The 24,490-nt window shown below is 54.1% G+C and carries 23 protein-coding genes; 21 read left to right on the forward strand and 2 right to left on the reverse strand.

Going from position 1 to position 24,490, the window contains the following annotated elements; all coding sequences use genetic code 11:
* The first annotated feature begins 10 nt into the window (after nt 1–10).
* The 9 genes from QY332_05960 (at nt 11) to QY332_06000 (ending at nt 9,344) form a co-directional block, all read left to right on the forward strand.
* Nucleotides 11–217: a hypothetical protein gene (locus QY332_05960; GenBank protein ID WKZ37475.1), complete on the forward strand. Its 207-nt coding sequence runs from the start codon at nt 11–13 to the stop codon at nt 215–217.
* Nucleotides 218–222: 5 nt separating this feature from the next.
* Nucleotides 223–1,416, forward strand: a complete 1,194-nt coding sequence (locus QY332_05965) for an alpha/beta hydrolase (protein ID WKZ37476.1) — start codon at nt 223–225, stop codon at nt 1,414–1,416.
* 35 nt (nt 1,417–1,451) lie between these two features.
* Entirely contained in the window at nt 1,452–2,111 is a 660-nt protein-coding gene (locus QY332_05970; protein ID WKZ37477.1) for a TetR/AcrR family transcriptional regulator, read from the forward strand.
* Nucleotides 2,112–2,127: 16 nt separating this feature from the next.
* Nucleotides 2,128–3,357 carry an FtsX-like permease family protein gene (locus tag QY332_05975; protein WKZ37478.1) on the forward strand — a complete coding sequence of 410 codons (1,230 nt, stop codon included), beginning with the start codon at nt 2,128–2,130 and terminating at the stop codon, nt 3,355–3,357.
* Between the two features lie 10 nt (nt 3,358–3,367).
* The gene (locus QY332_05980; protein WKZ37479.1) at nt 3,368–4,585 is read left to right on the forward strand and encodes an ABC transporter permease; all 1,218 of its coding nucleotides are present in this window, start codon (nt 3,368–3,370) and stop codon (nt 4,583–4,585) included.
* A gap of 12 nt (nt 4,586–4,597) precedes the next feature.
* Nucleotides 4,598–5,290, forward strand: coding sequence for an ABC transporter ATP-binding protein (locus tag QY332_05985; protein WKZ37480.1), 693 nt, complete (start codon nt 4,598–4,600; stop codon nt 5,288–5,290).
* A gap of 17 nt (nt 5,291–5,307) precedes the next feature.
* Nucleotides 5,308–6,474 carry an efflux RND transporter periplasmic adaptor subunit gene (locus QY332_05990; GenBank protein ID WKZ37481.1) on the forward strand — a complete coding sequence of 389 codons (1,167 nt, stop codon included), beginning with the start codon at nt 5,308–5,310 and terminating at the stop codon, nt 6,472–6,474.
* A 126-nt stretch (nt 6,475–6,600) separates the two neighbouring features.
* Nucleotides 6,601–7,986 carry a hypothetical protein gene (locus QY332_05995; GenBank protein WKZ37482.1) on the forward strand — a complete coding sequence of 462 codons (1,386 nt, stop codon included), beginning with the start codon at nt 6,601–6,603 and terminating at the stop codon, nt 7,984–7,986.
* Nucleotides 7,987–8,321: 335 nt separating this feature from the next.
* Nucleotides 8,322–9,344 (forward strand): ATP-grasp domain-containing protein, encoded by a 1,023-nt coding sequence (locus tag QY332_06000; GenBank protein ID WKZ37483.1) that lies wholly within the window; start codon nt 8,322–8,324, stop codon nt 9,342–9,344.
* A gap of 48 nt (nt 9,345–9,392) precedes the next feature.
* On the opposite strand, the gene QY332_06005 is transcribed toward QY332_06000, so the two are convergent.
* Nucleotides 9,393–10,532: a galactokinase gene (locus tag QY332_06005; GenBank protein ID WKZ37484.1), complete on the reverse strand. Its 1,140-nt coding sequence runs from the start codon at nt 10,530–10,532 to the stop codon at nt 9,393–9,395.
* A gap of 29 nt (nt 10,533–10,561) precedes the next feature.
* Between QY332_06005 and QY332_06010 the strand changes: the two genes are divergently transcribed.
* Together QY332_06010 and QY332_06015 are read left to right on the forward strand one after the other, a co-directional pair.
* Entirely contained in the window at nt 10,562–12,118 is a 1,557-nt protein-coding gene (locus QY332_06010) for a hypothetical protein (GenBank protein ID WKZ37485.1), read from the forward strand.
* Between the two features lie 24 nt (nt 12,119–12,142).
* Nucleotides 12,143–13,078: a hypothetical protein gene (locus QY332_06015; GenBank protein WKZ37486.1), complete on the forward strand. Its 936-nt coding sequence runs from the start codon at nt 12,143–12,145 to the stop codon at nt 13,076–13,078.
* A gap of 173 nt (nt 13,079–13,251) precedes the next feature.
* Here the strand turns inward: QY332_06015 and QY332_06020 are convergent, their stop codons facing one another.
* Nucleotides 13,252–14,136 carry a class I SAM-dependent methyltransferase gene (locus tag QY332_06020; protein ID WKZ37487.1) on the reverse strand — a complete coding sequence of 295 codons (885 nt, stop codon included), beginning with the start codon at nt 14,134–14,136 and terminating at the stop codon, nt 13,252–13,254.
* A gap of 152 nt (nt 14,137–14,288) precedes the next feature.
* Here QY332_06020 and mraZ point away from each other — a divergent pair, with 152 nt between their 5' ends.
* From mraZ to QY332_06070, 10 genes are read left to right on the forward strand one after another with little or no spacing between them, the layout of a single operon-like run.
* Entirely contained in the window at nt 14,289–14,741 is a 453-nt protein-coding gene (gene mraZ / locus QY332_06025) for a division/cell wall cluster transcriptional repressor MraZ (protein ID WKZ37488.1), read from the forward strand.
* Between the two features lie 37 nt (nt 14,742–14,778).
* A complete protein-coding gene (gene rsmH, locus QY332_06030) occupies nt 14,779–15,702 on the forward strand; it encodes a 16S rRNA (cytosine(1402)-N(4))-methyltransferase RsmH (GenBank protein WKZ37489.1) in 924 nt (307 codons plus the stop codon).
* A complete protein-coding gene (locus QY332_06035) occupies nt 15,699–16,166 on the forward strand; it encodes a hypothetical protein (GenBank protein WKZ37490.1) in 468 nt (155 codons plus the stop codon). Before rsmH ends, QY332_06035 begins: the two co-directional genes overlap by 4 nt.
* Complete coding sequence (locus tag QY332_06040; GenBank protein ID WKZ37491.1) at nt 16,163–17,911, forward strand: penicillin-binding protein 2; 1,749 nt, start codon at nt 16,163–16,165, stop codon at nt 17,909–17,911. The genes QY332_06035 and QY332_06040 overlap by 4 nt, the downstream gene beginning before the upstream one ends.
* A gap of 1 nt (nt 17,912) precedes the next feature.
* Nucleotides 17,913–19,328, forward strand: a complete 1,416-nt coding sequence (gene murF / locus QY332_06045) for a UDP-N-acetylmuramoyl-tripeptide--D-alanyl-D-alanine ligase (protein WKZ37492.1) — start codon at nt 17,913–17,915, stop codon at nt 19,326–19,328.
* The gene (gene mraY, locus QY332_06050) at nt 19,325–20,323 is read left to right on the forward strand and encodes a phospho-N-acetylmuramoyl-pentapeptide-transferase (protein ID WKZ37493.1); all 999 of its coding nucleotides are present in this window, start codon (nt 19,325–19,327) and stop codon (nt 20,321–20,323) included. Before murF ends, mraY begins: the two co-directional genes overlap by 4 nt.
* Nucleotides 20,323–21,717, forward strand: a complete 1,395-nt coding sequence (murD, locus tag QY332_06055) for a UDP-N-acetylmuramoyl-L-alanine--D-glutamate ligase (protein WKZ37494.1) — start codon at nt 20,323–20,325, stop codon at nt 21,715–21,717. Before mraY ends, murD begins: the two co-directional genes overlap by 1 nt.
* Complete coding sequence (locus QY332_06060) at nt 21,714–22,946, forward strand: putative peptidoglycan glycosyltransferase FtsW (protein ID WKZ37495.1); 1,233 nt, start codon at nt 21,714–21,716, stop codon at nt 22,944–22,946. Before murD ends, QY332_06060 begins: the two co-directional genes overlap by 4 nt.
* Nucleotides 22,864–23,961, forward strand: coding sequence for an undecaprenyldiphospho-muramoylpentapeptide beta-N-acetylglucosaminyltransferase (murG, locus tag QY332_06065; protein ID WKZ37496.1), 1,098 nt, complete (start codon nt 22,864–22,866; stop codon nt 23,959–23,961). Before QY332_06060 ends, murG begins: the two co-directional genes overlap by 83 nt.
* Complete coding sequence (locus tag QY332_06070; GenBank protein ID WKZ37497.1) at nt 23,958–24,485, forward strand: CvpA family protein; 528 nt, start codon at nt 23,958–23,960, stop codon at nt 24,483–24,485. Before murG ends, QY332_06070 begins: the two co-directional genes overlap by 4 nt.
* Nucleotides 24,486–24,490 lie beyond the last annotated feature (5 nt).

Genomic DNA, 24,490 nt, shown 5'->3' on the forward strand with positions numbered 1-24,490 from the left:
AGAATCCATCATGGACACACTCACCATCATCGCGTACATATTAATTCTTTACGGCATTGCCGTATTGTATGTGGCGTATTTCAAACCCCAGTCGATTTGGAATCTCGGTAAGATTCAGGGTTTTGTGCAACTGCTCTCCGAAAAAGGGACAGTCATCTTTTTCAGCATCGTCGGCATCGCTACCATCGGCGGCGGCATCTATCTACTTGTGAGGTAACTTGAATGAGCAACGAACAAACTGGTTTCGCCCAGCGCAGTCTGGAAAAAATACACTTTGACCACAAGGATATGGACTACTACCTGTCCTGGATGATGGGACGTGAAATTTATGATGGCAGTGACCGCACGGAATTATTGGAAACCGCCAAACGAATTCCCAATGCCGACGTGCAAGCCTGGTACACCGAATGGTCTGCACTGGCGCGGCGCCTCGAAGCGCAGGCGGAAGAGGCGCTTCAAAAAGGAGATAAAGATTCCGCCCGCAAGTTGTTCCTGCGCGCCTGCACGTATCACCGCGGTCCGCTTTTCATTATGGGGCGGAAACATCCCGATTTCTATAAGCATTGGCAGAACATGCAAGCCTGCTTCCGCAAAGCTGCGCAGCTTTCCAATCCCATCATCGAACCTGTCGAGGTCCCGTTCAACGGGCAGACGTTGTCGGGATACTTTTGGGGCGTGGATAACAGCAAAACAGCAAGGCCAACTCTGGTCGTGGTCGGAGGCGTGGAGACATGGGCGGAGGACTGCTACTTCATGATCGGCACGTCTGCGGCGGCGCGCGGTTATAACGTCATCACCGCTGATCTAGCGGGGCAGGGAATGAATCCAGATAAAGGATTGCATTTCGGCGCGCGGATGGAAATCACTGCCAAAGCGTTGGTGGATTATACGCTGACGCGTCCTGAAGTGGACCCGAACCTGCTTGCGCTCTTCGGCTTTAGCTGGGGCGGACATATCGCCTTCAAAGCCGCGCGCTTCGACCCGCGCCTCAAGGCGATGATCGCCAACCCGCCCATGCCGGATGTCTTCCGCGCAGCACTGGCACAGCAAAAGGGACACGACCGCAGTGACCCTGTCAGCCGCACGGCGTTCGACCAGATCGTATGGCGCTTTGGTTTGAAGATCAGCTTCAACCCGAAGGATATCGCGGCGCGCTTCGGGAAAATCTGGGATTACCTGACCAACGGGAAGGTGGATGTTAAGCAGATTAAAATCCCAGCCTTGTTAATTGCTGGCGAAGGCGAAGCGGAGATCACGCTCAAGATCACGCGTGAATGCTTTGAGCAGTTACCCAACCCGAAGAAGAAGATGGTCATCTTCACCAAGGAACAGGGCGGGGAGGCGCATTGTCAGGTCAATAATTTGGCATTGCCGAACGCGACCATGTTCGATTGGCTGGATGAAGTGCTGAAATAGCCGAAGTTTGCATTGAATGAAGGAAATAGCGACCCATGCCAAAACAAACGTTTTTCAACCTTCCCGACGAGAAACGCAATACGATCATCAATGCCGCCATTAACGAGTTTGCAGAATATGGTTTGGAGAACGCCTCCACAAACCGCATTGTGGCAAACAGCGGCATCTCGAAGGGGAGTTTCTACCAATACTTTGAGGATAAACAGGATGTTTTCATGTATTTGCTCACTGTGCTGGAGCAGGAAAAGGTGGAATACTTCAAGGGGAAGCATCCGCCGAGTATGAATATGGATACTTTTGGGTATTTTCGATGGATGATCAAGGAAGGCATGGCGTTCAATTCCGCTTATCCGAGTTTGGTGCAAGCTATCAGCCGCGTGATGTTCGGCGAGGGCTTGTATTACCAAAACTTCAATCATGTCCGTGAGCGTTCCACGCAGGGGTTGCGGGCGATGATCATGCAAGCCATCCAGAACAGCGAAGTGGATCCCAGCGTGGATGTGGAACTTGCGATCATGATCATGGAGACGTGGAGCAATGCCATCAGCTCCTACATTATGAACGAAGGTGTGAAGCAGAAGGACATCATGAAGTGGGTGCGCTCCGCGAAAACGCAGGAAAGAATCGACAAAATGCTGTATGTGATGGAGTATGGTCTGCGTAAGACCGAATCAGAGTTCACAACCGCGGCATAGGAGAAAGGAATTTGCCATGAATTTATTTCTGCGCCTTGCATGGCGCAACGTGTGGAGACAACGCCGCAGAACATTCCTGATCGCCATCGGTATGGGCATCACCATGTCTCTGCTGGTGTTCTACGATGGATTGATCGGCGGTTTCGAGCAGGCGATCTATGGAAATGCCATCCAGTTATTGGGCGGCAATATACAGGTCCATGCGCCGGGGTACGGTGAAAAAGCCGGGCGGAAACCCCTGCTCCCGCTGGCCGACCCAGATGCCGTTGTGAATGCGGCGGAAGCGCATCCCGATGTTGTGGTGGCTTCGAAGCGCATCGTCACCGGCGGAATGGTGACCAACCGCGAAGGTGCGTTTGCGGTCTCGATCATCGGCGTGGAAGTGGAGAAGGAATCCAGGATCACGCCTGTGTCGGAAACGATCACAGAGGGACGCTATCTCAACGCGGATGACGGCGATATGATCGTCATTGGGCAGGGATTGGCAACTGCGATGGACGTGAAAGTGGGTGACCGCATCACACTGGTCGGCAACTCGAAGAACGAACAATCGCGTCAACGCACCATGACGGTTGTCGGCATCTACGATGTGGGTGTACCGTCGGTGGAAAAAGGCATGATCTACATGTCGCTTGCGGAAGCACAACAACTGTACGGTTTAAACGGGCAGGCGACCGAAGTGGTCGTTTCGCTGAAACAGATCGGTCAGGAAGCAAGCGTGATCACCGCCATCAATAAGACTGTGCCTGGGTATGAAGTGGAAAGCTGGGAGACGGGCATCCCCGACCTGAAACAGACGATGGATATGAAAACCGGCGTGATGGGTGTGTTCGGTGTGTTCATGATCGGCATTGTCGCCATCGGAATTCTCAACCTGTTGATGATGGCGGTCTTTGAACGCACACGTGAGATTGGCATTGTTGGCGCGCTGGGTCTCAAACCGCGCGAGATTACCATCCTGTTCCTCCTGGAAGGAATCCTGATCGGTTTGATGGGTGCCGTCCTGGGTGCGGTGTTGGGGACGGTTTTCAATGGCATCTTTAGCGTGGTCGGCTTTGATTACAGCCAGTTCGCCGACTTGACCGAATATACCGCGTTGATCAGTGGAAGCATCTATACTCAACTCGTCCCGATGAAGGTGCTTCAACACGCGCTGACGGTTGCGATCATTTCTGCGCTGGCAGCGTTGTACCCGGCAATTGAAGCGTCACGCCGTGAACCGGCTGAGGCACTGCATTACGTGTAGGAGCACCAACATGATGAATTATCTCAAAATGGCATATCGCAACCTGGGCAGGCATCGCCGCCGCTCTGTTCTATCCGCATTGGCGCTCGGCTTGGGCACAGCCCTGTTGATGTTCATTGCCGCGTTCTTCGAAGGCGAGATGCGCGGCTCCATGGAGACCACCCTGCGCTTAAATACGGGGCATCTGCAGGTCACGAATGCATCCTATGACCCCGATAAGCTCAGCGTTGCATGGGAGTATCTGATCGAGAACCCGAGTCAATCCGCGGCGAAGATCGAAGCGTTGGAACAGGTCAAAGCCGCAACGCCGCGGCTGGTCACAAGCGGGATCGTCTCGGTACGGGACGAATCGGCCGGAGTCCAGATCATGGGCATTGACCCGGCCTCCCCGGCGAATGACCCATATCGAACCCTGGTAGCGGGTGAATTCCTGGCTGCAGAGGATCGATCCGGCATTCTCATCGGCTTGCCGCTGGCGGAGAGTCTTGGGCTGCAGGTCGGCGACTCACTGCAACTGCTGGTCAACACATCCGATGGGATTGTGGATGAACAGCCGTTCACCATACGCGGAATTTTTACCACAGGCACGTCGGCGTATGACAAGGGCATCGTGTTCCTGCCGCTTGCCAAGGCGCAGGTATTCTCGGGCGCCATGGAACGTGCCAGTTACATCTTCGTCATGCTCAATGATCGTGAACAGGCGGATGCTGTTGCCGCAGCCATTCAGGGACAGAACTATCGCATCCGCACATGGACGGAGATGAATCAGCTGCTTGTGCTGGTCAACGATTTTTCGAACGCCTATCTCACGGTCATCAACTTGATCGTGCTGGGCGTGACCGCCACCGTAATCGTCAATACATTGCTCATGTCTGTGTTTGAACGCACACGCGAGATCGGCATCCTTTCCGCCATCGGCATGAAGGGCAGTCAGATCATCACCCTGTTCCTTGTCGAAGCCACGTTATTGGGCACAGCAGGAATTACGTTCGGGTCGCTGGTGGGTTGGGCGGTTTCGGCGTATCTTGCCAAAGTCGGCGTGTTCTTTGGCGATCTCGGCATTAGTGGAGAAATGCTTTTGGAAGACCGCATCTATCCCATTCTGACGCTTGAATCTGCCATCAACCTGATCGTCACGGCATTCATTATTACCGTACTTGCTTCGCTCTACCCCGCGCGGATGGCTTCCCGCATGGAGCCGGTCGAAGCCCTGCACAGCGCACAATAAAGGAGAAATATCATGGAAGTCGCAAAATTAACCGATGTCACCCGTATTTACAAAATCGGTGAAGTGGAAACCCGCGCCTTAAATGGCGTCAGCATGAGCATCAAGGATGGGGAATTCACATCCCTGGTTGGCCCTTCCGGTTCCGGCAAGACCACTCTCCTGCAACTTATTGGGTGTCTTGATCAGCCGACCTCCGGCAGTGTGATCATCAACGGGATGGAAACCACCAACCTGAACCGCAACCAGCGCGCGGATCTTCGCAAAGGGACGATTGGGTTTGTGTTCCAATTCTTCGCCCTCATCCCAACGCTGACCGCTTACGAAAACGTCGAAATGCCGCTGCTCTTGAACGGCAAGGCTCCCGCCGAACGCAGACAGCGTGTGATGGAATTGCTGGATGCCGTCGATATGAACGACCGCGAACATCACCGCCCCGACCAGTTAAGTGGCGGACAACAACAACGCGTCGCGGTTGCCCGGGCGCTTGCTACAAATCCCAAAATGATTCTCGCTGACGAACCCACCGCCAATCTTGATACCGAAAACGGCGAGCAGGTCATGGAGATCATGAAGAAACTCAATAAAGAGACCGGCACCACATTTGTCTTTGCCACGCATGATCCCCGCGTGATCAAATATGCAACACGCGTGGTCACCCTGCAGGATGGTCTGATCACAAAAGACGGCAAGGCAACCAAAAAATAAGTGCTGGAGAGCAACGAATGAATAAAATTGTCTGGGTTTTCACCATTCTGGCACTTGGACTGTCTGCTTGCAGTTCGTCCTCGACACCGACTCCCATCCCCACGATCATGCTGGATGATATCAGTGCGGGTGATGCAGCTCCCGTCCCCCGTGGAAGTGTCACTGCTTCCGGCGTGGTTGTGCCCGCCCAGGAGGCTCACCTGGCGTTTATCGTGGGCGGTAATGTAAAAACCGTACATGTATCTGTCGGTGACAAGGTTCAAGCTGGAACCATGTTGATCGAATTGGATAACACCCTCGCCCAATTGGACGTCGAGCAGGCGAGGCGTGTGCTGAGGGAATTGACCTCTCCGGCCTCCGTTGCCGCTGCGGAGCGGGCGGTTGCAGCCGCGCAGAAAGATATGGAGGATGCGCAGAACAAGGTCTATGCGCTGGACTATCCGCGCGCCTCGAAAACCAAACTTGACGAGGTCAAATCCGACCTTGCCGTGGCAAAAGAACGGCTGACGCTTGCCTCGGATGCGTATCGTCAGGTAGCCAACCTGCCTGACGGCAGCAGCGCAAAGGCCAGGGCGTTGAATGCCCTAAACGCTGCAGAATTTCAAGTGAGGAAATTGCAGGCTGAATATGACTGGTATACCGGAAAGCCGACGGAAACGGATGCCGCGATTGTGCGTGCCAACCTCGATGCCGCCCGAGCCATGTTTGAAGAGGCGGGTTGGTATCTCTCTGCATTAAAGGGAGAACCGGTGCCACCTGAGGCTACAGGCCCTCAACTAACGCAGCTGCAACAGGCAAAAGATAATCTCAAAGCCACGCAGGACAGGCTCGATCATACCCGTTTGGTGGCACCTTTCTCCGGTGCCATTGCTGCCATTCATATACGGGCTGGCGAGTTTGCCTCCCCCGGGCAGACGATAGTCGTTGTCATGGATACGGAGCGCTTCCAGGTCGAGACCACTGACCTTGGCGAGCGCCAGATCGCGGACGTGAAGAACGGAGATGAAGCCATTATCAGGATAGGTGCATTGAATCAGCAGTTTGAAGGCACAGTCACGAGCATCTCGCCCATGGCAAATACACTTGGCGGCGATGTCGTTTACAAGGTGACCATTGTCTTTAATGAAAACCCCGAAGGTGTGTTAAGCGGCATGAGTGTGGATGTGGATATACTAACCAGGTGAGTCGGTCTGCATTATCGCAGTAAAATAACCACGTTGGAGATATCCAGCGTGGTTTGATTTTTAAATCATTTCATTGTGAGCAAGCCTGGAAGGCTGAAAATGCACTCACATATCAAGGAGACACACATGCCCACCATTACCGTCATCGGCGCAGGCAGCGCATCCTTCGGAGAGAATACCCTCTCTGCATTGCTTCGCTCCAAAAAATTAAGAGGCTCCACCCTGCGCCTTGTGGACCGCAACGTGCAAAGTCTCGACATTGTCCACCGCCTTGCAAATCGTTTGAATAAAGAATGGGATTCCAAATTCACCATCACCGCGCATGCGCATCATAAGGATGCGCTTGATGGAACGAATTTTGTCGTCTCTGCCATTGAAGTCGGTCCGCGCGAGGAATTGTGGAAATCCGATTTTGAAATCCCCATCAAATATGGCGTGCGCCAACCCTACGGCGAAAACGGAGGACCCGGCGGTTTCATCCATGCGGCACGCAATGTCAAGCCCGTGCTGGAAATTGTCCGCGACATGGAGCAGGCCTGCCCTGCTGCATGGTTCATAAATTTTACAAATCCAATGGTGCGCATCTGCGATCTTGTCCATCGTTACAGCAAAATAAAAGTCGTGGGTCTATGTCATCAGATCTATGTCGGCTATGGCATGGTCGGCGTGGCGCTTGCCAATGACCTCGGCATCCAACTCCCTGAAGGTCTTGAAGGCATGCATGCAGATGTGATGCAGCATCCGCTTCAACAACAAGTCGTGCATCAGACCGTCCCGCTCGTGGACATCCGCGCCGCCGGCACGAATCACTTTACATGGATCGTTTCCATTCACGATAAACGCACAGGCGAGGATTTATATCCCCTGTTGCGGAGACGCTTCTTCGAACTCGATGAATCGTTTGAACCGCTGACGCACCGCGTCTTTCATGACTTTGGCTGGTTCCCCGTCCCCGGCGATACCCATCTTTGCGAATACCTCCCCTGGATGAGCGACCCCGTCACCAGGCCGTGGGAGAAGTTCAATATCCGCTTGTACGACTGGGAATTGATGGCTGGCTTGCGCGATTTCAGCCTCGACAGGTTAAATGAAATGGCAAACGGCAAAATGACAATAGATAGCCTGCTGGAAACTGATTCCGAGGGCGCACTGGAAATGATCGAAACTATTGCGCTTGGCGGCAGTCATTACCATCTTGCTGCGAATCTGCCCAATGTCGGTCAAATATCCAATCTGCCTTTTGGCGCAATCGTTGAAACCCCCGTCCATGTCGATGGGGCGGGGATTCATCCCGTGCATATCGGTGATCTGCCGGAACCGATTGCAGAATTATGCCGCCGTGAATTGACCGTTGCCCAATTGTGCGTTGACTCTGCCGTGGAAGGCGGTTACGAAAAGGCATTGCACTGTTTGTTGCTCGATCCTATTGTGACGGATATGGAAACTGCAAGGCTGATCCTCGATGACTATTTGATGACGTACAAGAAGCATCTGCCGCAATTCCATGAATAGACAGCTGGTATAAAGAAAAAGGATATCCCTCTGCCTGCAGGGACGGGTTGAATACCCGTCCCTTGAATCTTAAAGACCTTAAAAACGTTAAAAACCTTAAAGATTTATTGTTTCCAACGTCAAAATAAAGGCTTTTTTGCTTATAATATTTTAAGATAATTGTATGCTCAAAAACCTTTACATAAATCAATAGTTGTATACAATAAATGTATAGTTATGGTTATTTAATCATTATGATGTGATGAATGACAGGTAAGATCGATAAAAGATGATTGATTGTTGCCGTATCGATAACAGGTTTTCATCTCAAGCGAACAACACACAGAGGAAACAACATGTATATTTGCGTATTGACAAGTCTGCCGGATGAAAATGATTTGCCGTACGATCCATCGCCGTATATGAACGGGTACCGATGGAAGCAGCACATGGTTCAACCAACAAGCGTTGAACTGCAAATAAAACAACTCATCGAAGAGGGGGTCGATACATTCATCAATTTGTGCGACGGCACCCCCGATGACGCGCTTTCGGGCATTGCGCTCGTCAATGCGCTGGAAAAATACAATGCCGCCTTCTCGGGTGCGGATTCAAAATTCTTTGATCCCACCCGCGATGAAATGAAGAATGCCGCGCGCCGCGTATCCGTCCCCACACCGAACTGGATCTTTGTCAACCGCGTCGAGGATGTCGAGAAGGTTGCCAGGCGCTTGAAATTCCCCATGCTGGTCAAGCCGCCGCACGGCTATGCAAGTGTTGGCATCCGCCGCAGTTCGCGGGTTGAAACGCTGGATCAGTTGCGCGAACAGTTGAAATTTGAGATCGACGAGTTTGGTCGTGCGTTGATCGAAGAGTTCATCGAGGGACGCGAGTTCACCTGTCTCATCGCGGAGAATCCCGATAACCCCAAAAAACCGCTTACCTTCACTCCCGTTGAGTTCATTTTCCCTGACGGCGAATCCTTCAAGCATTATGATATGAAATGGGTCGAATACGAAAAGATGTCTGTGGCGGTGGTCAATGACCCGCGGGTTGACAAGACCCTGCGCGAACAAACCATGCGTGTCTTTAAGGAACTGGGCGGTAATGGGTATGCGCGCTGTGATTATCGCATGGACGCGGATGGGGTGGTCCACATGCTTGAGATCAACCCGAATTGCGGCATCTTCTATCCGCCGCATGAGCCTGGTTCCGCCGACTTTTCGCTTCTCAACGACCCGACGACGGACCATACCCGCTTCATGAATTTGATCATCCGCAATGCGCAAAAACGCCAGACGCGCATTGCCGCGGAGAAGATCATCAAACGCCAGCGCCGCAAACGCATGCTGGAAGTCGAACAGATGGCATATAGCTAACAAACAAATATATAACGGGACGCAACGTTGCGTCCCGTTTTTCTTTTCTTAAAGAAGGCCTGCTCCATCGCTTGCCTTGCATACGTACGCACCTGCTTCCAGCCCCGACCTTTGCCTGTACGCCCCTGAAACAGCGGTTTCAAACTCCCGAACATTTTCCTGTTCAACCAATGCAACTGCGCAGCCGCCGAACCCTGCGCCTGTCATGCGTGCGCCGTAACAACCGGCTTGTTCCTGTGCACATTCAACCATGATGTTCAGTGCATCATTGGTGACTTCGAAATCATCGCGCAGACTGACGTGACTGGCGTTGAATAGTGCCCCCAGGCGTTTCACATTTCCATCTCTCATTGCATCGAGGGCTTCGAGCACCCGCGCATTTTCTGTGATGATATGCCTGGCGCGCTTGAGTACAACCTCGCTTAATTTCCCCTTCCTTTTCGTTTTTTCTGCAAATTCGCCTGCACTCACATCGCGCAGGGCTTTTACGCCAAACCAGCGTGCCGCTTCCTCGCATTGACTGCGTCTCTGGTTGTAGGCAGACTCCACCAACCCCCGTCTTGTGGAGGTGTCAAGTATGATGATGGAAACCCGCGCTGGCAGGGGAGCATGTTGGATTTCCAGCGAGCGGCAATCCAGGAATAAAGCATGCCCTTCCCTGCATGCCGCACTTGCCATTTGATCCATGATCCCGCAATGGACCCCGACCCATTCGTTCTCGGCTTTTTGCGCGAGTTTCGCCATGTTTACGGCATCCCACTCCATGTCCGAGACCGCCGCAAACGCGCGGGCAATCGACAGTTCCACTGCCGCCGAGGAGGAAAGCCCTGCGCCGCGAGGGACGTTGCCTGTCATCACGGCCTCAAACCCGTTTAATTCATGGCCGGCTTTCATGAGTTCATATGCAATCCCTTTGGCGTATTCGATCCAGCCCTTGCCCTTTGTAAGGGAATCCAACTCGAAGGCTGATTCAACTTGAAGGTCCAGGGAAAAGAGGCGTACGGTCTTATCCCTTCGAGGCCGAAATGCGAGCCAGACGGCTCGGTCGATTGCCATTGGCAGGACAAAGCCGTCGTTGTAGTCCGTATGTTCGCCGATCAGGTTTACCCGTCCCGGTGCGCGTGCGATAAAAACCGGTTTGGCGTTAAAATGGGCGGAGAAGGATCGACGGAGGATTTGAATATCCATGGTCGTTGTTATACCATAACAGAGGCAATGTGACCGATCTTGAACTGCTCAGGAAATATGAACCTGTCCTGCGCTTTGCGAAAAGCGAGCGGTTTTTTCCAATGGCCGTCGAGCCGTATCTGGAAGCGTGCTCGATCTTTCCAAGCGGGCCCCATGGGGCGGCCGAGTTATTTTCACATTTGAACGAGCCGCTGATCGATAAGATCGGCAACCTGGAGAGCGAGCAGTATTTTCTGCGCTTTGTGAACAAAGCGCTCACTGCCTTTGACGTGTGGATTTGGTGGGGGGGCATCTCCCTGATCGGCATTATGGCGGGGTGGTTCATGATGGGATGGGCAGGTGTTGAGTTTGCGATTGGCGCATCCCTTAGTGCGGCCCTGGTGCTCTTTATGCTTGCATCGCCAATTCGATTGCGAACCATCCCCGCCGTACTCGTTGTGATCTTCTTTTTTTTGCTCGGTATTGCGCCGATCTGGTTTTTCCTGTATTCAGGCAGAACCATCAGCCTGGAGGTGGAATATTTTATTTTATTTCCGCTCTATTTATTGTTTCTGTTTTATCTTTCGATCCGCACCTTGAAATTTATCCTCGAACGGATTTTGCCCGAGGGACCCGGCCTGATCATGGATATGCTTTCGCAGGCCACGGAAAAGATCGCGCGCGAATCCTATTTCCAGTATGCAGAGATATTGGAGAAGCATCCCCACCCTGTTTACTACGGGCGTGTCCTGCGCGAGCGGGATGGGGGGAACAACAACTGGACCATCCTGCAATATCATTTTTTCTATGCCTTCAATGACTGGCGGCTGGCCGCCAACGGCATGAACCATCACGAAGGGGATTGGGAGATGGTGGCGGTCTATCTCAAGAATGATGTGCCGTATGCGCTCCTGCTCTCCCAGCACGGCGCAGGGAATCTTGAAAAATGGGCGACAACCGTGAAGGCGGTGGATAAACAAGGGAACGAGACCACGCATCCCATTGTCTATGCGGCGCTTGGGTCGCACGCCAATTACAGCAGGCCGGATGTGATCCGCTCGCCAAGCATGTACAAAACGGGCAGGCTGCAGCGCTTCCTTTTTTGGCTTGACGGGTTGGTGCACTATCTGTTCTTATTGACCAACCCGGATCAAAAGGCGCGCCAGATCGCGCTGGACGAACTTCATGCCAAAGATGTCAACCTTTTTACGGAGGATGCCTTCGATGAGATGCGCGATGAAATGGACCATTATGTGGTCAGCCTGCCGATGGAGATCGCTTCGGGGGATGGGTTTCGGATCGGGTTTCGGGATGGCAATATCCGGGAGATGTTTTTGAGGTCGAGCCGGTTTCTAAAGGATGTCATGTCTGAGCGCAGGACGACCCATCCTGCAGTAAGGGAATGGCGCTGTGTGCTATTGAATTCCAAGCTGAAATGGGTACAATATAAGGGATTGTGGGGCGTAAGAAGCTTGCTGAACGATGAATCGGGTCCGCCGGGACCGAAATGGGAAAGACCAGAAAAAAACCACTCCGGTGTACGTGAGCGTCTCCGCTGGGAAAAACCGCTGGACTGGCTCGCAGAACTGGAAAAACACAAACATTAAAGCAGTAAAAAAGGAGAAGTTCGTATGTCCATTCCCCAGATTCTCGAAGTCGTCATCGGTTTGATCTTTATTTACTATGTCCTCGGCTCCATTGTTTCCCTGATCACGCAATGGATCAATGAGTCGTTGGAGACACGCGGCAAGGCGCTCGAGAAATATTTGATCAAGATCGTGGGCGATAAAACGGTCGGCGACCTGGTGAGACTTCCACAGGTACAGGCGCTCCGCCCCATCCGCTATAAAAACTTTCTCAGTGTGCTGAATTCGGCAACGGAACCCAAAATGGTTGAAAAGATCCCCGTTGCAACGCTGGTGGATGCGTATTTTGACATCGCCGGATTGACGGCAAACAAGGAATTGAGTTTGCTGCAATTGGCGGAACTGGTCGATAAATTGCCCGAGTCGGATGGCAAACAGGCCTTCATTCGATGGATCAATCAGGGCGTGACCAATATGGAGGACCTGCGCAAGCGTACAACCGCCTATTTCTCAGGTATGCTGGAGCAGGCCGCGGCGACCTTCCGTTCGAATGCGCGCAGTTTTGTGATCATGTTATCCATTTTGATTACCCTGCTCCTGGGTGTCGACAGCATCCAGCTTGCGCAGGCGTTATGGACGAATGCGGAATTGCGCACGCTTGCCGTGGCAAAGGCGGAGATGGCGGTTCAGCAGGAGGGGGTGGAGATCCCCATTGACGATCTGCTTCAGGAATTAAGCGACTTGACCCTTAAGTTTGGCTGGTGGCGGACGGAACTTCCCGCTGCAACTACGGATGCGGCAGGCTGGGCCTTGTTCGTGGCTTTAAAAGTATTGGGACTGGGTTTGACGATGGCGGCAGTATCTCAAGGATCGTCCTTCTGGTATGACCTGTTGAAAAAAATCGCAACGCCTGCCACAAGTACCAGCAGCAGTACCAGCACTGGTGGGGGCAGCAGCAGCAGTTCAAGCAGCAGCGGTTAGCTGCGGTATGAAAAATTCCGAGGCTCCTCGCCTCGGAATTTTTTACCGACCCTGTGCATATCGTTCCAAGGTCCTTCGGGAGAGCCTCCCGCAGAGCGCTGTCCTGCACTCAAATTACTCGCTGTAAACCAGCGGCTCGATCAGGTGACCGACGACCTGTTGAAGAGGGAATGTTATCCCGACCACCTCGCATAGACCGCCTGTGAAAGCAGGCGGTTTGCGCTTGTTTCGCGCGTCACCAGCTCGCCGCTGTCAATATCGCCCCTGTATTTTTTCATCATTTCGTCCAGCGCCTGCGCCACATGAATGGCGGAGGCGCGTACCGCATAGATCGTAACGATCACAAAGAGGGGATGCTCACTCAAACACCGCCGGCAGGTTTCCAGTAAATTCGGCAGGGACTTGTACACTTCCCATACTTCGCCTTTCGGTCCGCGCCCGAACTTGGGAGGATCGAGAATGATGCCGTCGTACTTCACGCCGCGCTTCGCTTCGCGCTGAACGTATTTCACGGCGTCCTCCACGATCCAACGGATGGGCTTATCGCCCAGGCCGCAGAGTTCCTGATTCTCACGCGCCCAGCTGACCGATTTTTTTGAGGCGTCCACGTGGGTAACGCCTGCGCCAGCCGCCGCCGCTGCGAGAGAGGCCAGGCCGGTGTAGCCAAACAGGTTGAGAATGTTGGGGCGTGTATCTGTCCTTCGGATGGAATCAGCCATAAAGTCCCAATGCGAGGCGACTTCGGGAAAAACACCGAGATGCCGGCCCGGCGTCGTCATTGCCCAGAACGTTAAGTCCCCATACTTCATTATCCATTTCTCATCGACTTTCTTCCTGAACTCCCAATGACCGCCGCTTTCCTCGCCTGTAGGTTGAAACACGGCATGGGCATTCTCCCATTCCGAGGCCGGCAGTGCGCGCTTCCAGATTGCCTGGGATTCGGGGCGCACAAAGATATATTTTCCGAAACGCTCGAGTTTCAAGCCGTCACCTGAGTCAAGCAACTCATAATCTGTCCAGTGAGCGGATTCAAGCAGGGAAAAGGGGAGGAATGACATTAATGACCAGTTTTAATGTGGGAAAAAGTTAACAATATTAATAGGCTCCTTGCTTTTTTCCCTTAATCCCGTATAATGTGGGAAGAAGTGGTAGAAAGTGGAAGGACGCCGGATGCCCGGCGTTCGTCGTATTAAAAGGATAAGTAGCACAAATGTTCTTAGGTCACTTCCAACACAACCTCGATGACAAGGGCCGCCTGATGATCCCGGCGCGCTTCCGTGAGTTGTTGGAAGGCGGCGCCTTCATTACACAAGGCTTCGACAAATGCCTGATGGTAATGAACGAGGCCTATTTCAAACAGGTGTATGAGCGCCTCGAGTCCATGAACCTGGCCGATCCGACCGCCCGTCTCCTGCGCCGTTTGATCCTCTCGAATGCGTATCCGGTCGAGGTGGACAAGGTCGGGCGCATTCTCATGCCGCAAAACCTGCGCGCCTTCCTCGGAGTTGTGAACGGAACGAGCGGAGAACTGATCGTGGCAGGGCAGGGCGGGTACTTTGAAGTATGGACTCCTGCCATGTGGAACGAACAGACGGCTCTCTTGCAGGATACCGAAGCCAACAACGCCCGCTTCTCCACGTTGGATCTTTCGAAGCATACGTAACGGTGAGGCTTTGTCGCCAGTGGCAGAGTCTGCCCGTATGAACATGATGCAACACAAACCTGTACTTTACCAAGAGATTATACACGCTCTGCAACCCCGCAGGGGCGGGCGTTATGTGGATGGCACTTTGGGCGCGGGCGGTCACGCCCGCGGCATCCTGGAGGCTTGCACGCCGGACGGGCATCTGCTGGGTCTCGATGTGGACCCGCAGGCGCTGGCGCTTGCTCGTGAGACCTTGGCTCCTTATGAGGGGCGCGTTCGTCTCGTGCAAGCCTCCTACATGACGCTCAGGGAACAACTTGCCGTCGCAAACTGGGACGCGGTGGACGGGATCCTTCTCGACCTGGGCGCGTCATCCATGCAGTTCGATAATACCGAACGCGGCTTCTCCTTCATGCAGGACGGTCCGCTCGACATGCGCTTTGGCCCCCATGCGGCGATGAGCGCGGAGGAGATCGTCAACACCTTTGACCAGCAGGAACTGGCTGACATCATCTTCCGCTACGGCGAAGATAGAGACTCAAGGAGAATCGCAAAAGCGATCGTCATGAACCGGCCGCTTCACACGACCCGCGAGCTGGTCGCCGTCATCGAAAAAGCATCCCCCCGCAGAGGGGACCGCATCCACCCCGCCACGCAGACCTTTCAGGCCCTGCGCATCGCCGTCAATGACGAATTGGCTGCAGTGGAGAAAACACTTCCGCAGGCAGTGGCAGGGTTGCGGTCCGGGGGGCGATGCGCGGTGATCTCCTTCCATTCGCTGGAGGACCGCATCGTCAAGGAATATTTCCGGGCGCAGGGCAGGGATCTCATCAATCCGCCCTACGAGAGAGTTTATGAAGAGGAACACAGGGCAGTTTTGAAGCTGGTCAACAAAAGACCGATCGTACCCTCGGATGAGGAAGTAAAGGAAAACCCGAGGGCGCGCAGTGCAAAGTTAAGAGTCGTCGAGAAATTATGAACATACCGAATGTCCATCACTACATCCATGCATACAAGGTCGCTCCCTGGCGCGTACAGCGCCAGTGGATCGGCAACGCATTGCTGTTGGTGGTTGCATCTGCAATGGTCGCGGCACTTTATCTTAATATTACCTCGCGCACCTCGATTGCCGGGCGCGAGATCCAGGAACTGAATTATTCGATCACCTTCAGCCAGCAGGTCAGCAGTGATCTGCAAACGCAACTTGCCTCACTGACCTCGGTCAGCGTCATGCAGCGCCGCGCGCACGCGCTTGGCTTCCGTCCGATGCAGCACGAGGAGGTGGAATACCTGATCGTCCCCGGCTATTCCGCGCCCGAGCCGATCAATCTGGCTTCGGTCATAACCCCGCAATGGAGTGCGCCGGTCCTTCCACGGGAGTACACCCAGTCCCTGCTCGACTGGATGGACGAAAAGATTTTATCTTCACGGGGAATGCAATGAGACAACAATACGCACGCCGCATCCTGGTCCTGGTCGGTGCAATGGGGCTGATTGCGCTTGCCATTATTGTACAAATGACCCGCATTCAAAACAGCCCGGAGGCGGATGCGTTCCGCCAGCAGGCAAAGAACTATGCCTATGAACTGCGCACCTTCCATCCCAACCGCGGCGAGATCTATGACCGCAATGGACGTTTGCTGGCCGGCAATCAGACCGTGTATGAGATCGGTGTGGATTTGAACATCGTGAAGGATCCTCATGCGATTGCGTTCGCGGTCAGCACGGAACTTGGCATGGACTATGACAAAATGCTGGGTGTGATCCAAAACCCGCCGGAGGGAATTTCATATCTTGTCATTGCGGATTACATTGAGGCGCAGCCGGTCTTGAATCTTCAGGAATTGAAAAAAGCCCTTCAGGAGCGCGCCCCACAAGGCACGTATGGAGGTTTGACCGGGCTGCAGTTTAAGTCCCACCCACAGCGCAGCTATCCTGAAAATTCCCTTGCCGCGAATATCATCGGTTTTGTCAGCCGCGAAGGGCGCGGTTACTTTGGCATTGAAGAAAAATATGATACGTTGCTGGCCGGCAATGCCGTGCAGGTGGTTGTGCCCACAGACCCGAACAAGGCTTTCGAAATCCCGCGTGTGCCGGATGGCACAACGCTTATCCTGACCATCAACCGTGACCTGCAAGCTGCTGCCGAACAGATACTGGATCAAGCGCTGGTTGAATACGGCGCACTGGATGGCACCATTGTTGTGATGGACCCGCGCAATGGGGAACTGCTTGCCATCGCCGCCGCCCGCCGCATGAACTTGAATCAATTCTGGAACTACGGCTCGGTCTATACCAACGCCACCCAATTCAACCCGGCCATATCCATGGCGTATGAACCGGGTTCCGTCACGAAAATCCTCACCATGGCTGCCGCATTGGACAGCGCCACGGTTACGCCGGGTACCACCTATCTGGATACCGGCTCTGTGTTAATTGGCGGCGTTACCATTCAGAACTGGGATCGAAATCCCTGGGGTGTGCAGAACATGCTCGGTTGTTTGCAGCACTCGCTCAACGTTTGCATGGTCAACATTGCCGTGAAAATGGGTGCAGGAACTTTTTACAGCTACATGGATGATTTTGGTTTTGGTCATCTCACAGGTGTCGACCTGGCCGGGGAGGCTGCCGGCAGGCTCAAGATCCCTGGCGATTCGGACTGGTATCCGGTTGATCTCGGCACCAATTCATTCGGTCAGGGGGTGAGCGCCACACCGATCCAGATCATGGCGGCCGCCTCCGCCATTGCGAACAACGGGCGCATGGTGACACCCCACGCCTTGTATGCCATGGTGCGCGATGGACGCCAGTACACGGTCCCGGCGCAATTTGCCGGTTCGCCCGTCTCCGAACAAACGGCCGCTACGTTAAGCGAAATGCTCGCCATTTCCCTTGAATCGGAATCCTCGCTTGCGCTGGTGCCTGGCTATCGGGTTGCCGGCAAGACCGGCACAGCGGAAATCCCGGTGAATGGGTTTTATGACAGCTCACAAACGAATGTCTCATTCATCGGCTGGGGTCCTGTGGATGATCCGCAGTTCATGATCTACGTCTGGCTGGAACGGCCGTCCCTGTCCATCTGGGGTTCCGAAACTGCGGCCCCGGTCTTTTCTGATATGGCCAAGAAAACCGTCATCCTTTTGGATATTCCCCCCGATTTCATTCGCCGGCAGCTGGCCAGTAAATAACATGCTAACACTCGCAGACGCCCTCGAAGCCCTCACCTCGGTCCGCATCCCGAACGCAGCCACAGTCATTACCGAAGCGGCAGTCGACTCGCGCCAGGTGATTCCCGGCTCGCTCTTTGTGGCCATGCCCGGTGAGAATATGGATGGTCATGACTTCATCCCAGATGCATTCAAGAGGGGGGCGTCTTTTGCTTTAATTCAAAAAGACGTTCCCGCCTCCTTCCAGACCCTCGATCTGCGAGGCGGTCTATCGTCAGATGACACCCGGAGCTTTGATGCGCCTCTCTGCCTGCGTGTGGAAAATACCCTCTCCGCCCTGCAGCAGATCGCGCGCTTCTGGCGCCGCATATTGGATTTGCGCGTCATCGGCATCACCGGAAGCGTTGGAAAATCCACCACAAAGGAAATGGTTGCCCAGGTGCTCGGCACGCGCTACCGCACGCTGCGCAGCCCCGGCAATTTGAACAATGAGATTGGTTTGCCGCTCACCATCCTGAAACTCGGCAGAGGATATGAGCGCGCCGTGCTGGAGATGGGATTTTACGTCCCCGGCGAAATCCAATTCCTTTGCGATATTGCACTGCCCCAAATTGGGGTGGTGACCAACGTCGGTACGGTCCACGCCGAACGCGCCGGTACACAGGAAGCGATTGCCCGCGGCAAGAGTGAATTGGTGCAATCCCTTCCATCCGATGGCGTTGCCATCCTGAACTTTGACGATCCCTGGGTCCGCAAAATGGAGGAGAAGTCAAAAGCGCGTGTCTTCTTTTATGGGCTTTCACCTGAAGCCGACCTGTGGGCAGACCAGATTGAAGGGCTGGGTCTTGACGGCATCCGTTTCCGGTTACATTACAAAAAGGAGACCCTGCATTCGCGCGTTCCCATGATTGGGCGGCACTCCGTTCATACCGTCCTGCGCGCCGCCTCCGTCGGTTTGAACGATGGCTTGACCTGGCAGGAAATCTTTGAGGGTCTTTCACACGGACACACACAATTGCGTCTTGTGGCTGTGCGCAGCGGGAACGGCGCATTGATCCTTGATGATACCTACAATGCTTCGCCGGAATCCATGCTTGCCGCACTGAACCTGCTGGATGAGATGGATGGGCGCAAGATCGCCGTCCTTGGCGATATGCTGGAACTGGGTCCCTATGAAAGACAGGGACATGAGATCGTGGGGATGCGCGCCGCACAAGTGGCAAAGGTTTTGCTGACCTTGGGTGACCGCGCTCACATGATTGCAGATGCCGCAAGGCGTGCGGGTATGAAACCCGCACAGATTCTAGAGTTCGAAAAACCGGAACCGATAGTGGACTGGCTGAAAAAAAACCTGACAGCGAAGGATACCGCCCTGGTCAAAGGTTCTCATGGACTGCGCATGGACCGCATCACCGCCTCCTTGGAGGTGCGGTCATGAGACAGATCGCGCTATCCCTAAGCCTCGCCGGGCTTGCCTTCATGATGACCGCCATTTGGGGCGGACCGCTGTTGCGCATCCTGCGTCATTTTAAGATCGGCAAGATCATCCGCGTGGAGGAGCCGGATTCGCACCGCATCAAAATGGGTACGCCAACAATGGGCGGCGTGATGTTTATTTTGCCGGTGCTGTTGTTGACCGGCCTGCTCAATGCAGTGGCATTGATCGGCGTGACCACAAGCGGTGTGGGGCGTTCCGTACTGCTGCCCTTGGCGGTCATGGTCGCGTATGCCATCCTTGGTGCGGTGGACGACTGGGAGGGCATTCATGGCAGGCGCCGCGGCGACGGGATGCGGGCACGCACCAAATTTATGATCCAGGTGCTTCTTGCCCTCATCACGGCCTATGCCTTGAAATACGTTATTGACGTGCCGGATGTATACATCCCCGGCTTTTACTTTCAGATCGAACTCGGCTGGTTCTATGTGCCGATAGCCGCCTTTATCATTGTCGCAGAATCGAACGCGATCAATTTTACAGACGGTCTCGATGGGCTGGCGGGTTTGATCGCCGCTACAGCCATCGCCGCATTTGGCGGTATTGCGCTTATGCAGGAACAGGTTTATCTCGCGCGTTTTTGTTTTATTCTGGTCGGCGCGCTCTTCGGCTTTTTGTGGTTCAACGTCCACCCAGCCGAACTCATCATGGGCGATACAGGCTCACTTTCCCTGGGCTCTGTGCTGGCTGTGATCGCGCTGATGACCGGTCAATGGCCGATGCTGCTGGTCATCGGCATCATTCCGTTGGCGGAAATGCTGAGCGTGGTGATTCAGATCGGTTACTTCAAATGGACAAAAGGCAGGCGTTTTTTCAAAATGGCGCCCATCCATTTGCATTTTGAGTTGCTCGGCTGGAGTGAAACACAGGTTGTGCAGCGTTTCTGGCTTATTGGTTTGATGGCGGCTCTGATCGGGATTGGTTTATCCCAGGTGTGATGATGATGACGGACTGGACCGGCAAACACGTACTTATCCTCGGTGCGGCGAGACAAGGAATGGCTCTTGCCCGCTGGCTCTCCCGTCACGCTTCAAACGTGACCGTGAGCGACTCGCGCCATGCGGATGAACTTGCCTTCGCCCGGGCCTCCCTGGCGGACGCGAATGTGGACTGGGCAGTTGGCGGGCATCCACTGGAATTGCTGGATGATACGGATGTGCTCTGTCTATCCGGCGGTGTGCCATTGACCCTGCCCATCGTGCAGGAAGCTGTCAAACGCGGGATTTCGCTTTCGAATGACACGCAGATTTTCATGGAAGTTGCACCGTGTAAAACGATCGGCATCACCGGCTCGGCCGGTAAAACAACCACGACGATGCTGGTGGGTGAGATGGCAAAGTTGGACCAGACTGCAGGCCATAAATCCTCAACCGCCTATGTTGGTGGGAATATTGGTGATCCGCTCATTAATTATGTGGACGAAATGAAAACCGATGACCTTGCCATCCTTGAGGTTTCATCCTTTCAATTGGAGCAAATGACCAAATCGCCGAATATTTCCGTGATCTTGAACATTACGCCCAATCATCTCGACCGCCATGGCACGCTGGAGGCGTATACAAATGCCAAGGCGCGCATTCTGGAGTTTCAAACGGAGAACGATATTGCGGTGCTCGGTTGCGATGACAAGGGCGCATGGAAATTACGCGACAGGGTAAAAGGCCGGCTGTTTACTTTCAGCCTGCATGAACTGGATGAAGGTCTGGACGGCGCATACCTGCATGATGGATTGTTGAACCTGCGCGATGGAAACGCCTATCTGCCTTTGTTGCTGCGTGAGAAAATCCAGCTGCGCGGCGACCATAATGTAGGCAATGTCCTTGCTGCGTTTACGATTGGTCATGCCGCAGGCTTCAATCTGGATAATATGCTCGAAGCTGCAGAGGAATTTCGCGGCGTGCCGCATCGGTTGGAATTTGTCCGTGAGCTGCGCGGCGTGTGCTGGTACAACGACTCGATTGCCACGGCGCCCGAGCGAAGCATGGCGGCGATCCATGCCTTTGATGAGCCGATTGTCTTGATGCTTGGCGGACGGGACAAGGACCTGCCGTGGCATGACATTGCAAAATTGATCTGTGAACGTGTGGATCATCTGGTGGTGTTTGGCGAGTCGGCGGAGATGATCCAGAAAACGGTGGCAGGCGGCGGCGGGGAGCGAAGCGTGGATATCCACCGTGCAGAAACACTTAAGCAGGCTGTGCAGATTGCCGCGGAAATTGCCAGTGACGGAGACATCGTCCTGCTTTCGCCAGGCGGGACGAGTTTCGATGAGTTTAAGGATTTTGCAGAACGAGGAGAGGCCTTTAAGAGATGGGTGCTGGAACTGTCATGAAAGAACGATCATATTCGCCGATCAACCCAGCCGGCTTTTTACGCGGCTTTGACATGCCGTTGCTGGTCGGTGTTGTCACCCTGCTTGTGTTTGGCCTGGTGATGTTGTATTCCGCCTCATGGGATTTCTCGCGGGCCGCATACGACGACCCGATGTTCATGTTCCACCGCCAGTTGACCTGGCTTGGGCTTGGGCTGGCGATTGCGGTCGTTCTGGCCTTCTTTGATTATCACCACTGGCGCAGGCTGGTTGTGCCTGCCATGGCATTTACAGTTCTTTTGTTGACCGCCATCCTGTTGATGAACGAGATCCGCTTTGGAGCAAAACGCGCCTTGTTCGACGGCTCGGCCCAGCCTTCAGAATTGGCGAAGCTGGTATCGATCCTTTACATCAGCGTCTGGTTATATGCGAAACGGCAGTATTTGCAGGATATTTCCCTTGGGCTGATCCCATTGGGCGTCATCCTCGGAGTGGTGGGCGGTTTGATCTACCAGCAACCGGATCTGAGCGCCGCCGCGACGGTTTTGATTTTGGGCGGGCTGCTCTTCTTCCTCGCCGGCGGTGACCTGAAACAGATCGGCGTGTTGCTTGTGATCGCATCCATTGCTGCATGGCTGGTCGCTTCCATTAGTTTGACGGGAAGTACGCGTGTGAACGATTTTATTGCCGGCATTAAAGATCCCCTGGGCGCGTCCTATCATGTGCGCCGTTCCTTTGAAGCCATTGTAAATGGCGGCTGGTTCGGGGTGGGGTTGGGGAAATCACAATCCAAGGTGACGGGCCTGCCTGTGCCGCCAACGGACAGCATTTTTGCGGTGGTCATTGAAGAACTCGGCTGGTTGGGTTCGGTTGCATTGATCTGTTTGTACGGATTTGTCGTCTGGCGCGGGTTGGTTATTGCGCGCCGCGCGCCGGATATGCTTGGTACATTGCTTGCCTCGGGGCTGGTGATCTGGCTCGCTTTTGAGGCTTTGCTCAACATGGCGGTCATGGTCGGTCTCATGCCGTTTGCAGGCAATGCCCTGCCTTTCGTCAGCGCGGGCGGGTCCAACCTGGTTGCCTTGCTGGCTGCACTGGGTATTATTTTCAATATCTCCCGTCAGGCCGGTGACGGGACAACCACAGATGAAGAATGGAGGTCGTATAGTGCGGTTGTTAATTTGCGCTGGTGGAACGGGCGGCGGGGTGTATCCCGCACTCGCCGTTCTCGAAGCGTTGAAAGCCGGTAACCGGACCCTGCAGGTTCTCTGGGTCGGTGGTGAAGGCGGCATGGAAGAGCAGCTCGTGAAACGTGAGGGAATTTCCTACCGTTCCATTCCTGCTGCCGGCGTACATGGCGTTGGCTTGCATGCACTGCCCGGCAATATTGCCAAACTCGCGCGCGGAGTTTTTGAATCGCGCCGCATCCTGCGCGAGTTCAAACCGCATGTGCTCTTCTTCACCGGCGGATATGTTGCCGCGCCCATGGCGTTTGCGGGACGCAGCGTGCCAACCGTATTGTATGTACCGGACATCGAGCCGGGCCTTGCGCTCAAATTTCTGGCTCGTTTTGCGGATGTTGTCACTATGACCGCTGATGACTCGAACAAATATTTTCCCCGTTCGCAGAGACTTGCCGTCTCGGGCTATCCGCTTCGCGTTGACCTGTCAAACTGGTCCCGCGAAAAAGGGATGAAACACCTTGGGCTTTACCCCGGGCTGCCCGTCCTGCTGGTCACTGGCGGAAGCAAGGGTGCGCATTCGCTCAATATGACCGTCATGAAACATCTGAATGAGCTGCTCGAAATCGCACAAGTCATTCATTTGACAGGCTCATTGGATTGGCAGGTTGTCGAAAAGAGCATGAAGGGATTGGCGCCGCAGCTTAAGCCCCGTTATCATGCCATGCCCTATTCGCATGAGATGGGGGCAGCGCTCGCGGCGGCGGACCTGGTGGTCTCGCGTGCAGGTGCATCCACACTGGGTGAATATCCCTTCTTCGGTCTGCCGGCTGTGCTTGTGCCATATCCTCATGCGTGGCGGTATCAAAAAGTCAATGCGGATTATCTCACCGCGCAAAATGCGGCAGTCATTTTGCAGGATGAGCTGTTGGAGGATAAACTTCTGCCTGTGATCAAGGATATATTGATGAATGAGAATAAACGTGAAGCCATGCGAGCCGCGATGAAACATTTATCCCATCCCAATGCGGCGGATGTCATTGCCAGCCAGTTGGTTGAACTGGCAGGAGAACAAGGCCTATGATGAGTATCGTTTACATCTTCTGGATGTACGTCATCCTTTTTGCAGTGATCGGCATGATGCGCGGCTGGGCAAAGGAATTGCTGGTCGCCTTCAGCGTGATTACTGCGCTGGCAGTCAATCTGCTTTTGGAGAGATACATCCCTCTCGTGCGTGATTTGGATAAAACCAGCAGTTCCGTGTTTTGGATCCGCAGCCTCATTTTGATCTCGCTTGTATATTTTGGATACCAGACCGTGTCCATTGCCCGGCTGGCTTCCAAGGCGGCGCGTGAGCGTTTACAGGACAGCCTTTTTGGCGCGGTGCTGGGAGGCGTGAATGGTTATTTGATCGCAGGCACCATCCTGTACTATAACCATGCCGGAAACTATCCATACAGCAATGTTATCAGCCGTGCAACAGACCCCGCGACTGTTGAGATCATTGAGCGGATGATGAACTACATGCCCCCCCGTTTCCTGGGAGAGCCCGGCATTTATTTTGCGGTCATCATCATCCTGATCTTTATTATTGTGGTGTATGTCTAAACCAT

The sequence above is a fragment of the Anaerolineales bacterium genome, assembly GCA_030583885.1.
GTDB lineage: Bacteria > Chloroflexota > Anaerolineae > Anaerolineales > Villigracilaceae > Villigracilis.